The sequence below is a fragment of the Staphylococcus sp. B1(2026) genome, from assembly GCF_058895785.1.
The window spans coordinates 1-12,108 of sequence record NZ_JBZXTS010000039.1 but is presented as its reverse complement, the minus strand read 5'-3'; the positions used below and the strand labels follow the sequence as shown (position 1 = coordinate 12,108).

12 protein-coding genes and 1 pseudogene are annotated in these 12,108 nt (G+C 30.6%); 12 read left to right on the top strand and 1 reads right to left on the bottom strand.

The features are described 5' to 3' along the window. Positions 1-315 precede the first annotated feature (315 nt). From AC5EAH_RS06500 to AC5EAH_RS06470, 7 genes are all read left to right on the top strand, one after another. Positions 316-792 carry a PTS sugar transporter subunit IIB gene (locus AC5EAH_RS06500; RefSeq protein ID WP_493493964.1) on the top strand — a complete coding sequence of 159 codons (477 nt, stop codon included), beginning with the start codon at positions 316-318 and terminating at the stop codon, positions 790-792. Between the two features lie 25 nt (positions 793-817). Further along, complete coding sequence (locus AC5EAH_RS06495) at positions 818-1,717, top strand: PTS mannose/fructose/sorbose/N-acetylgalactosamine transporter subunit IIC (protein WP_493493963.1); 900 nt, start codon at positions 818-820, stop codon at positions 1,715-1,717. Then, the gene (locus AC5EAH_RS06490) at positions 1,701-2,513 is read left to right on the top strand and encodes a PTS system mannose/fructose/sorbose family transporter subunit IID (RefSeq protein WP_493493962.1); all 813 of its coding nucleotides are present in this window, start codon (positions 1,701-1,703) and stop codon (positions 2,511-2,513) included. The genes AC5EAH_RS06495 and AC5EAH_RS06490 overlap by 17 nt, the downstream gene beginning before the upstream one ends. Positions 2,514-2,597: 84 nt before the next feature. Next, entirely contained in the window at positions 2,598-4,379 is a 1,782-nt protein-coding gene (locus AC5EAH_RS06485) for a glycoside hydrolase family 35 protein (RefSeq protein ID WP_493493961.1), read from the top strand. A 13-nt stretch (positions 4,380-4,392) separates the two neighbouring features. Beyond that, entirely contained in the window at positions 4,393-4,797 is a 405-nt protein-coding gene (locus AC5EAH_RS06480; protein WP_493493960.1) for a PTS sugar transporter subunit IIA, read from the top strand. 86 nt (positions 4,798-4,883) lie between these two features. Continuing rightward, the gene (locus tag AC5EAH_RS06475; RefSeq protein ID WP_493493959.1) at positions 4,884-5,621 is read left to right on the top strand and encodes a GntR family transcriptional regulator; all 738 of its coding nucleotides are present in this window, start codon (positions 4,884-4,886) and stop codon (positions 5,619-5,621) included. Between the two features lie 9 nt (positions 5,622-5,630). After that, positions 5,631-6,785 (top strand): AgaS family sugar isomerase, encoded by a 1,155-nt coding sequence (locus tag AC5EAH_RS06470; protein ID WP_493493958.1) that lies wholly within the window; start codon positions 5,631-5,633, stop codon positions 6,783-6,785. A 139-nt stretch (positions 6,786-6,924) separates the two neighbouring features. Here AC5EAH_RS06470 and AC5EAH_RS06465 read toward each other — a convergent pair. Then, positions 6,925-7,394: pseudogene (locus AC5EAH_RS06465) on the bottom strand (transposase); the annotation flags it as partial. 650 nt (positions 7,395-8,044) lie between these two features. Here AC5EAH_RS06465 and AC5EAH_RS06460 point away from each other — a divergent pair. From AC5EAH_RS06460 to AC5EAH_RS06440, 5 genes are all read left to right on the top strand, one after another. Then, positions 8,045-8,332: a hypothetical protein gene (locus AC5EAH_RS06460; protein WP_493493957.1), complete on the top strand. Its 288-nt coding sequence runs from the start codon at positions 8,045-8,047 to the stop codon at positions 8,330-8,332. Between the two features lie 8 nt (positions 8,333-8,340). Continuing rightward, on the top strand, positions 8,341-9,414 hold the full coding sequence (locus AC5EAH_RS06455; RefSeq protein ID WP_493493956.1) for a M42 family metallopeptidase: 1,074 nt from the start codon (positions 8,341-8,343) through the stop codon (positions 9,412-9,414). Then, positions 9,404-9,904 carry a DUF84 family protein gene (locus AC5EAH_RS06450; protein WP_493493955.1) on the top strand — a complete coding sequence of 167 codons (501 nt, stop codon included), beginning with the start codon at positions 9,404-9,406 and terminating at the stop codon, positions 9,902-9,904. The genes AC5EAH_RS06455 and AC5EAH_RS06450 overlap by 11 nt, the downstream gene beginning before the upstream one ends. 71 nt (positions 9,905-9,975) lie before the next feature. Then, positions 9,976-10,623: a pyroglutamyl-peptidase I gene (gene pcp / locus AC5EAH_RS06445; RefSeq protein ID WP_493493954.1), complete on the top strand. Its 648-nt coding sequence runs from the start codon at positions 9,976-9,978 to the stop codon at positions 10,621-10,623. A 183-nt stretch (positions 10,624-10,806) separates the two neighbouring features. Further along, positions 10,807-12,096 carry an NCS2 family permease gene (locus AC5EAH_RS06440; protein WP_493493953.1) on the top strand — a complete coding sequence of 430 codons (1,290 nt, stop codon included), beginning with the start codon at positions 10,807-10,809 and terminating at the stop codon, positions 12,094-12,096. The last annotated feature ends 12 nt before the right edge of the window (positions 12,097-12,108 follow it).

The window sequence follows — 12,108 nt, the reverse complement described above, 5'->3', positions numbered from 1 at the left end:
AATTTGCCTCTTGTTTCCTTTGTTTTTAGATTTACCTTTTCTTCTGAGTTTGGGAATATCAAAATTTAAGACACGAGAATAAAGTAAATTATAGAATGGTTTGGCTAACTTAAAAGACAACAATAGTATAGATATCAAGATTTCTGTTTTTTTGTCAAAAATGTTCGATTTCACTGGAAAAATAGTATAAAAAAATTGAAAACGCTTTACAAAATGGTGTTAGAACGGTATAATGAAAAAGTAACAAATAATACCACATATAAACACTTGGTTAATACTTATGTGTGAGTATAAATATAAAGGAGGAATTATAAAATGGCAATTACACATTGTCGTATTGATGGACGATTAATTCATGGGCAGGTAGCAAATCTTTGGACGACTTCATTAAATGTAACACGTATTATGGTAATTGATGATGAAGTTGCAACAAATGATATCGAAAAAGCAGGGCTTAAACTGGCGTGTCCGGCAGGTATAAATTTAAGTGTTTTACCTATTGAGAAAGCAGCAAATAATATTAAAGCTGGTAAATATGATTCTCAAAAATTATTTATAGTCGCAAGAAAGCCAGAAATGTTTCTGAGATTGATAGAACATGGTGTTGAAATAAAACACATTAATGTTGGGAATATGTCTACAACAGATGAAACAAAACAAATTACTAAGTCGATAGGTGTAACGTCTCAAGATATTGAAATTTTTAAAATATTAAATGATAAAGGTGTTAAATTAACATCACAAATGGTACCTAATGATCCTGAAAGTGATTTTTTGAAATTATTAATGTAGCTTTTATGTACAAAGGGGAACTATAATGATTGAAATATGGCAAATTGTTTTATTATCGTTATATGCATTTTATCAGATACTAGATGAGTTAACGATTGTATCTAGTGCAGGCTCTCCTGTTTTTGCAGGGTTTATTTCAGGATTAATTATGGGAGATGTCACGACAGGTCTATATATAGGTGGTAGCTTACAATTAGTAATTTTAGGAGTTGGGACATTTGGTGGGGCATCTAGAATTGATGCTAATTCAGGAACCGTTTTAGCAACGGCATTTGCTGTTGGTTATAAGATGGATCCAGAAATAGCAATTGCAGCAATTGCAGTACCGGTCGCTAGTTTGTTAATACAATTTGATATTGTTGCTCGTTTTGCTAATACATTTTTTGTTCATAGAATTGATAAAAATATTGAAAATCATCACTATCAACAAATTACGATTAATTATTTATTAGGTGCGCTACCTTGGGGACTATCTCGTGCGATTCCTGTATTTTTAGCTCTGAAATTTGGTGGAGAATATGTCAATCAGATTGTAGAATTTATAAATAATCGTATGGCATGGTTAAGTACAGGACTTGCCACAGCTGGTGCATTATTACCTGCTGTAGGGTTTGCGATTTTATTAAGATATTTACCAGTTAAACGCCATTTTGCATACTTAGTATTAGGATTTATTCTAACAGCGTTACTATCAACAGTATATGGTAATATTGTTTCTATTGGTGCTCAAGTATCAGCGTTGTCATCAGCAGCTAATATTGATTTTGTAACTAGTTTTACAGGTTTACCAATGTTGGCGGTTGCATTGATTGGTGTATCATTAGCAATGATTGAATACAAAAAATCAATCATTGTCCATCAAAATAATTTGCCACAAGAACAAGCTATTAATGAAAGGGATGAAATCGATGGCGACGAAATTTAATTATAAATTGACGGATGCAGATTTTCGTCAAATTAATATAAGAAATTTGTTCTTTAATCAATTGGGATGGAATTATGAACGTATGCAAAGTTCAGGTTATTTGTGGATGATATTACCTCAATTACGTAAAATGTATGGTGATAATACAGAAGAACTAAGAGAAATGATGATAATGCATAATCAATTTTTTAATACAAGTCCATTCTTTAATACCATTATAACAGGGATAGATTTGGCAATTGAAGAAAATGAAGGAATTAACTCAAAAGATACCGTGGCTGGTATCAAATCAGGATTAATGGGATCATTTGCTTCAATTGGTGATGCTATTTTTGGTTCTTTAGTTCCAGCTATTATGGGTGCGATTGCAGCAAGTTTAGCAAAACAAGGCAGTTCTACTGGTATTATATTATGGATGATTGTTTCTATCATTTCAATGGGTTTCAGATGGGCACAATTAAAAATAGCTTATCGTGAAGGTGTTGTTTTAGTAACTAAAATGCATCATAAATTAAATGCATTAACAAATGCTGCTACGTTATTGGGTGTATTTGTAGTAGGTGCGTTATCGGCAACAATGGTTAATACAAAAATTATTTATACTAAAAATATTGGTGGCTTAACAATCAATATTCAAGATAAATTAGATATGATTTTACCACGTTTAGTGCCACTATGTGTTGTCGTATCTATTTATTGGTTATTAGGTCGTAAAAATATGAACTCTACTAGAGCAATATTTATTGTATTATTTGTAGCCATTTTATTATCGAGTTTAGGCATTATTGGTAAATAAATATAATTAATCAGATTAAAGCGATAAATAAATACATTCATATATTTGTTTATCGCTTTATGAATGAAAAGAAAGTGAGAAGTTATGTCAGTATTTGAAGTTAAAGAAACATTTTTATTAAATGGGCATCCTTTTAAAATTATATCAGGCGCCGTTCATTACTTTAGAATTGTGCCTTCACATTGGAAGCGAACATTACATAATTTGAAAGCAATGGGATGTAATACAGTAGAGACGTATGTACCGTGGAATATGCACGAACAAAAAGAAAATGTATATAAATTTTCCGATGAGTTGGATCTTGTAGCATTTATTAAATTAGCTAAAGAATTAGATTTATATGTTATTTTAAGACCGTCACATTATATTTGTGCTGAATGGGAATTTGGTGGGTTACCAGCCTGGCTATTAAATTATCCAGGAATGAAAGTAAGAACAACGCAATCACTATTTTTAGAAAAAGTAGAGAAATATTATAAACAATTATTACCGCTAGTTACACCGTTACAAATTGATCGAGGTGGTCCTATTTTAATGATGCAAATTGAAAATGAGTACGGATCATTTAATATGGATAAAGATTATTTGCGAGCGATTAAAGAAATCATGATAAATAATGGTGTGACAGTGCCATTATTTACTTCTGACGGTTCATGGTATCAATGTTTACAAGCGGGTTCTTTAATTGAAGAGAATGTTTTGCCAACTGGTAATTTTGGTTCTAGAACAAAAGAGCATTTAGATAATTTGGAACAATTTTTCAAAATGCATGATAAAAAATATCCACTTATGTGTATGGAATTTTGGGATGGTTGGTTTAATAGATGGGGAGAGCAAATTATTAAGCGTGATCCAATTGATCTAGCTAAGGAAACAAAGATATTAGTCGAAAGAGCTAGTCTTAATTTTTATATGTTTATAGGTGGAACAAATTTTGGATTTATGAATAGTGCATCTAATAGAAAAAATACAGATTTACCACAAGTGACGTCATATGATTATGACGCACCTTTAACTGAATGGGGCGTACCTACTGAAAAATATTATCAATTAAGAGAAGTACTAGCACCTTATTCACAAAATCAAAATAAGTTAGAGCCAATAATACCTATACAACAATCTTATGGACAAGCAAAATTGATTAATAGTGTTTCATTATTTAATACTTTAGAGCGCTTAGCAGTGCCAATTCAAGATAATAACACATTAACGATGGAAGAATTAAATAGTCCATATGGTTATGTACTATATCGAACAAGAGTGGATACTCAAAATACAGATACATTAAAAATGCGTATTATCGATGGTTTGGATCGCGTAAATGTTTTTCAAAATCAGAACTATATTACAACACAATATCAGCATGAAATTGGTGATGATATTATGCTTGATACACCAAATTCACAATATACTATAGATATTTTATGTGAAAATATGGGGAGAGCAAGTTATGGTTCGAGATTATGGTCACCTACTCAAAGAAAAGGTATTCGTTCAGGTGTGATGTTTGATTTACATTTTCATAAAATGTGGCAACATTATGCACTATCTTTAGACAATATTAATCAAATAGATTTTACGGGTGAAGCGAAAGAAAATACACCTAATTTTTATCAATATCATATATATATTGATGAAATACCGCAAAATGATACATTTATAGATTGTCGAAATTTAGGAAAAGGTGTTATTTTTATTAATGGTTTTAATATAGGGCGTTTTAATAATGTCGGCCCGATTGCTTATCTATTTGTTCCATATAGTTTATTGCAACAAGGTGTTAATGAAATTATTGTGTTTGATACTGATAAATTAGCGCCAACAACACTTGAACTAGTAGATAAACCTATTTATATTGAATTATAGGAGGAAACAATAAATGAAAACTTTAATTTTAATTTCACACGGTAATTTTGCAAAAGGTATTAAACAAAGCATAGAAATGATTATGGGACCTTTACAAAATGTGTATACAGTTACGTTAGAACCACAAGAAGGGCCAGAAGATTTTAAAGCTAAATTAGCAGAGATTATTTCTCAATATTCAGAAAAAATTGTCATTTTTGCTGATTTATTAGGTGGAACACCCTGTAATGTCGCTTTGTCATTTGTGAATGAATATCCCGATATAGAAATTTATACAGGTTTAAATTTAGGTATGTTAATTGCGTTTGTTAATGAACAAATGTTAGGACAATCTATCAATTATGTAGAGAGTGGTCGTGAAAGTATTGTAAATGTTAAAGAATTATTATCAAAGATGTCTGATGATGATGAAGAATAGTATAAATTAGGATATAGTGACATATTGCCTATTTGCTTCACAATTGATAATATAATAATACAGATTATAAGAATGGGAGCAATGATATGCAAAATATTATCGATAGGAATAGTCATGTACCTTTATATGTACAACTAATGGATTTAATTATTAAAGGAATTCATCACAATGAATATCCAGTAGGTAGTAAATTACCTACTGAAAGAGAACTTTGTGATATTTATCAAGTGAGTCGTATTACAATTCGACAAGCTTTAAAAGAACTAGAACAAAGAAAATATATAATAAAACAACATGGTAAAGGAAATTTTATACTCAATAATAATAAAAAAAATCATACTCTAGCTGTATTTAGTTTTAGTGAGAATGCTAAAAAACAAGGGCAAAAACCAACGACAAGTGTTGCAGATTTTAGTATTGTTCCAGCCAATCAAGAAATTGCTGAAATTTTAAATTTATCTCTAGATGAAGAAATTATTAAATTTGTACGTTTAAGATATGTAGATCATCAACCGAAAATGTATGAATTATCTTATTTACCTAAAAAATTATTTCCCAATCTAACGGCAAAGAAATTAGAGCAACATTCTATGTACGATATTTTTGCTAAAGATTATCAACTTGAAGTAGAACGAGCAGTAGAAGAATTTTCTTGTACACTATTAAATGATAAAGAAGCTGAATTTTTACAAAGTAAATCAAGAAAATCTGCTATATTAATTAAGCGTGTTGCTTATCATCAAGATATTGTTGTTGAGTATACTTTAACTATTGTGAATAATAAAGACTTTTATATGAAACTAGAACATAACAAAAAATTATGAGGTGAGCATGTGTTTGGATTAACAGAAAAACAATTAATAGAAAAACAAGCAATAAATACAGTTAATGAAATTAAACAACAAGGTGCAATATGGAAGACAGTTTTCGAACAATCAGTCTCGATCAAGCAAAAATTATTGGAAAAAATTGAAGCATCTGGATATCAACGTGTTATCTTTTTAGGTGCGGGGAGCTCTGCTTTTATTGGAGATATGGTAACAGCAACAATTCGTGAAATATCACCGTATAAAAATATGGACTTTATTTCAATACCAACGACAGATATTGTTGCGTACCCACAATCATGTATTAAAAATGAACCAACAATTGTCGTGTCCTTTGCACGTAGTGGAAACAGTCCAGAAAGTATTGGTGCGATTGATGTATTATCACATTTTATCGATGAAATGTACTGTATTCATATTACATGCAATCAAGAAGGTCAATTGTATTTACGTAGTCAAACAAATGAAAGAGAAGATGCTTATTTACTACCACATCAAACAAATGATAAAGGTTTTGCTATGACAAGCAGTGTATCATCAATGTTTTTAGCTGCAGTTATGCTATTTTCTTCTGAAGAACAATTCACACTTGCATATTTTGAACAATTAAAAATATATTTTGATGAAATGTTACCTGTCTTTGAAAAGTATACAAATATGATTGTAGAAGCGAATAATTATAATCGTGTATTTTACATTGGATCAGGACCATTATTAGGTTTAGCTCATGAAATTTCATTAAAAATTTTAGAATTAAGTGCTGGTAAAACTGATGCGTATTATGAAAGTGTCATGGGTTTTAGACATGGACCTAAATCTTTAATGCATCCGCAAACTTTAATGATTATTTTAGGTGCAGCAAATAAATATACAAAATTATATGATCAAGATATTGTTGATGAAATTATTGGTAATGATTTAAAGAACCCTATTGTTACTATTGGTCATTTCGAAGCATCACCAAAAGAGCAACAAATGAATATTGCATTACCAAAAGCAACTCAAAATGATATTGTTGCAACAGTATTATTAGAATTAGTATTTGGACAATTATTATCATTGAAAAATTCATTATATTTAGACATTACACCAGATAATCCGAGTCCTGATGGCAAAGTTAATAGAGTTGTGCAAGGTGTTATTTTACACGAAATAAAATAATGTTACAAATATGTCTTCGATATGTTGTTATTGAAGACATATTTATTTGGTTCTATAAATTAAAGTGTTGATGTGAATTATTAACATTTGTTTGAACAAAAAGTATAAGGGGAGTGATATAATTATATACTTTTATTTAAATACTATTTTTTAATGCGCCATAGTTCTTTTTTCCTGATTCAAAGGCTTCAATAATTTTATTTTCTAAAATATATTCACTTTGTTTTTCTGTAGCTTGATAATAGTAAGTTGAGCGACTCATATTTAAAGCTTTACACATCGCTGATATTGAGTATTTATGTGCATTCTGTTGAATGACTAGCCTTTTCGTCTCATTATCAGCGCCGCTTGCTTTAAAATATCGTTCTCCATTTCTAATTGTTTATTTCTTTTACGTAAGGTAATCAATTCTTTATCTGTATCTGATAAATTATCTTTATGTTTAAAAGAACCTGTTTGTGTGGCTTGTTTAATCCAACGATCTAAAGCACTTGGTGTTAACTCGTATTCTCTAATTAATTCTATTTTAGGTTTACCACTTTGATACAATTTAACGATTTGATTTTTAAAATCTGATGTAAAGTGACGACGTTTTTTTCTATTTGACATGATACTTTCTCCTGATGTTGTTTTTTTAATTATAACGCCCTTATCTTATCTGTCTATATTAGTATACCCAAACCAAGACTTTTAGATAAAACAGTAAGTGATAGCTAGAGAAAACAAATACAACAAATGCAAACGTATTTGTTTAATCATTTGTGAAGAAATATAGAGACAAAAAGAAATAGATTATGTACAATGTGGTGTTGAAGGACACGTAAGTCATGTATTTAGTAGTAGTCACGTCTATTAGGTTTGAGCGAAGTTAATGCAGAAAGTATAGCTAAGATAAGAGTTTATGAGTTAAAATATATTTAATTGGTAAAAAGTAAAAAAACGAAAATCTAAGAAAATAGAGAGAGTGACACAACGTGTTGTAAAAAATAGTAAGAAAAAAGATGATGCCAGACACGGTCATTTATCAGCGTTAACGCACAGTAAAACAGCGAATGCAAGAAGGTATTATAGATTATTAAGTTAAAACAAAGACTATACCTGTGAAAAAATGTGCTTTTTTTCACAGATGTAGCAAGCGAAGTGCGGTAGTATGAGAAGGCACCAACAAAAAGTTGACACTATTTATTTTTTGTTTAGGTGGTTAAATTGTATATAGTGTATTATAATAAAGTTAATCAATTAATTTAGGAGAATTTACGATGAAAAAATCAACAAGATTTGTTTTATTTGGTGCTATTGCATCATTATTAGGTGCAGGCATCACTTATTATATGTTAAAAAAAGAAAAATATATTAATGCAGATATTGTGTTAGAAGAAATGAAGTCAAGAGTAGAAAATGTAACAGGTTCATGGATTCAAGCAGAACCACAATTATATCACCAACAACAAGTTTATGTAGGTGGATTGACGACTAAAGAATATGAATACGCATTTACTGCAGATGCACAAACAGGTGCTATTGTAGAATTTAATATTGTAGAATAGGAGAAATTATGGAAAGAGGTTTACAAAGGTTATGCGATTTAACGCAATTATATGGTCCATCTGGTTTTGAATATCGTGTAAGAAATTATATGAAATCACAATTATTATCAGTAGCTGATGAAATTATTTATGATAATATGGGCGGGATTTTTGGTGTTAAATATGCTGAAAAAGAAGATGCACCGAAGGTATTAGTTGTAGGACACATGGATGAAGTTGGCTTTATGATTACTCAAATTACATCTAACGGAATGTTGAAATTTGAACCTGTTGGTGGTTGGAGAGATGACATCTTATTATCGCAACGTTTTGTTGTAATGACAAGAGAAGGAAAAGAAATCACTGGTGTTGTCTCATCAGTACCTACACATTTTTTAAGAGGACAACAATCAGCAGCAGTTAAAATACCGGACATGTTATTAGATATTGGTGCAGATGACGCACAACAAGTTGAACAATGGGGTATTCAACCAGGAGATATGATGGTACCTGAAGCTAATTTAACATTTACACCAGACGGTAAAAAGATATTAGCTAAAGCAATAGATAATCGTTATGGTTGTGCATTAGCATTAGAAGCATTATCAATATTTGAGGATACTGATTTACCTTGTCATTTATATAGTGGTGCGACTGTACAAGAAGAAGTAGGATTAAGAGGAGCAGCAGCTGCAACAAATTTAATTCAGCCAGATATTGCTATTGTAGTTGATGCTTCACCAGCTAATGATATGTTAGGTGGTGAGAATGCTATGGGACAAAGTGGAAAAGGTGCTTTAATTAGAATTTATGATCGTACTATGATTTTAAAGCCAGAATTTCGTGATTTATTGCTAGAGACTTGTCACCAACATGATATTGCTTATCAGTATTATGTATCACCAGGTGGTACTGATGCAGGTGTGATTCATCAACAACATTTAGGTATTCCTACAGCTGTATTAGGAGTTTGTGCAAGATATATACATACACATACAGCTTTATTACACTTAGATGATTTTTATACAGCGAGAAAATTATTGTCAGAACTTATACCTCAATTAACACACGATAAAATAGAAGAATTAAAATATGGGAAATAATATTATTGTTTGTTCAATGAATCCAGTGAAAATTGGTGCTGTTAAAAAAGTGTTAAAACATAGTCATATTATTGCAATGGATTGTCCATCTAATGTTGCGGTACAACCTTTTGGTCACCATGAAACATTGCAAGGTGCTAAAAATAGAACGCAGTATGCCTTAAAGCAAGATAATACCATAGATATGGCGATTGCTTTTGAAGCTGGTGTAGATATTATTGTTGATCAACCTTATGTTATTCAATGGGCTGTAGTGGCAATGCGCTCTGGTCAATCATATAGTGTACAAGGCGTAGGTATTGAACTACCGAAAAGTTTTGCTGAACCTCTAAAACAAGGTGTTGAACTAGCACAATTAATTGATGATTATAGCGGTATGCAAGATATACGTTCAAAAAATGGTGCGCTAGGTATACTAACTAATAATTATATTACGCGCCAGCAAGTATACGAGCAAATGTTAAATATTATTTTACACTATCATAAATAATGTTAATTAGCGTAGACAAAAACTTAAATTAAGTTGATGTCTACGTTTTACTATAAATTAGGAGATTACATATGAAAATTTTAATCACAGGCTTTGATAAATTTGGAGAAGATCTATTAAATCCATCGAGTTTAGTCTTAAATGAATTACCACACTCTATCCAACAAGCAGAAGTTATTAAAGTGATTTTACCAACGGTCTTTATTAAAAGTGCCAATTTATTAAAAGCAACTATTATTGAGCATCAGCCAGATATTGTAATCTGTTTAGGTCAAGCAGGTGGGATAGCCCATATAGCAATAGAGCGAATAGCGATTAATTTAGATGATGCTAGAATACCTGATAATGAACAACAACAACCAATAGATAGAAAAATTCAAGAACATGGTGCAACAGCTTATTTTACAACATTACCAATTAAAGCCATTTATCAAGCATTACAACAACATCATATTCCAGTGGTAATATCAAATAGTGCCGGAACTTTTGTTTGTAATCATATTTTATATCAATTAATGTATATGATTGAAAGTGAATTTCCGAATATTAAAGGTGGATTTGTACATATACCTTATTTACCTGAACAGGTTGTAGATAAACCTTCTCTACCTAGTATGTCTCTAAGTCTTATGACACAAGCAATTCAACAGATTATCATTACATCAATTAATTTTTTTGGAAAAACAGACATTACTTTAAATGCAGGTCAAGAATTTTAAAAAAAGTTTGTAAAATAAATAATATATTGAAGACTATAATTTCATTAGGTTACAAATGTACGGTTTTGACATCTATTTATTTTAAAATATTGTTTAAAGTTCATAAAAAAACTTGAAATAATTTAGTAGAAGATTTATGATAGATAGGTCACAATTATTTATTTAATTTAAATGGAGGTTTTTATGTTTGAGTTGTCAAAATTAAATACAACTATTGGAAAAGAAATCAATGCAGGTTTAACGACATTTTTAACGATGGTCTACATTGTTATAGTTAATCCAGTGATCTTATCGTCAGTAGGTATCCCATTTCCACAAGTATTTACAGCAACAATTATTGCTAGTGTAGTTGGAACATTATTAATGGGGTTAGTGGCTAAATTACCTATAGCTGTTGCACCAGGTATGGGATTAAATGCTTATTTTGCTGCAACAGTTACAATAACAGGTGCAACATATCAATCAATTTTATCAGCAGTATTTGTAGCATCAATTATTTTCTTTTTATTATCATTCACGGTATTACGTGAAAAGTTAATAGATGCGATACCAGAAAATCTGAAGTATGGTATTACAGCAGGGATAGGTTTATTTATTGCTTTTATTGGTTTGAAATCAGCACATCTTGTAGTGGCTAATGAAGCAACAATTATTGGACTAGGTAATTTAAAAGATCATATCGCTTACATGACTCTAATTGGTCTAGCAATTACATTAATTTTAATGGCGTTAAATATACCAGGTGCTTTATTTATTGGAATGATTACCACAGCAATCATTTCATTTATCATAGGTGATTTGAAATTTGATGGCTTTTTTCAAATGCCATCATTACCAGAAGGTTTAATTGTCTATAATCCAGTATCAGCAGTACAAGATGTGATTCAAGGTGGATTATATAGTGCTGCCTTTGCTTTCTTTTTAGTAACTTTATTTGATACAACAGGTACATTATTAGGAGTATTAGAATCAGCAGGCTTAATAAAAAATGGTAAAGTACAGCGTGCAAAACAAGCGTTTTTAGCAGACTCTGTGGCTTCTACAATTGGTGCTATGTTTGGTACATCACCAACATCAGCATATGTAGAATCAAGTGCTGGGGTTGCAGCAGGTGGTAGAAGTGGTTTAACAGCAGTCGTTGTAGCTATTCTATTTATGATTACATTGTTTTTTGCACCTATTGCTTCAACATTATCAAGTATTCCAGCTATCACTTCTCCAGCGTTAATTATTGTCGGAAGTTTGATGATGGGTGCTGTTTCAAATATTAAATGGGGAACGATTGATGAAGCTTTTCCAGCATTTATTACAATTTTAGCAATGCCTTTAACTGGATCAATTGCCGATGGTATTGCTGTAGGATTTATTTCTTATCCTATTTTAAAATTAGTACAATTAAAATTTAAAGAAATACACCCGTTAATGTATGTATTTGCAATTTTATTTTTATTTTTATTAATTGATAGGTTGTAAAATTAAATGCGA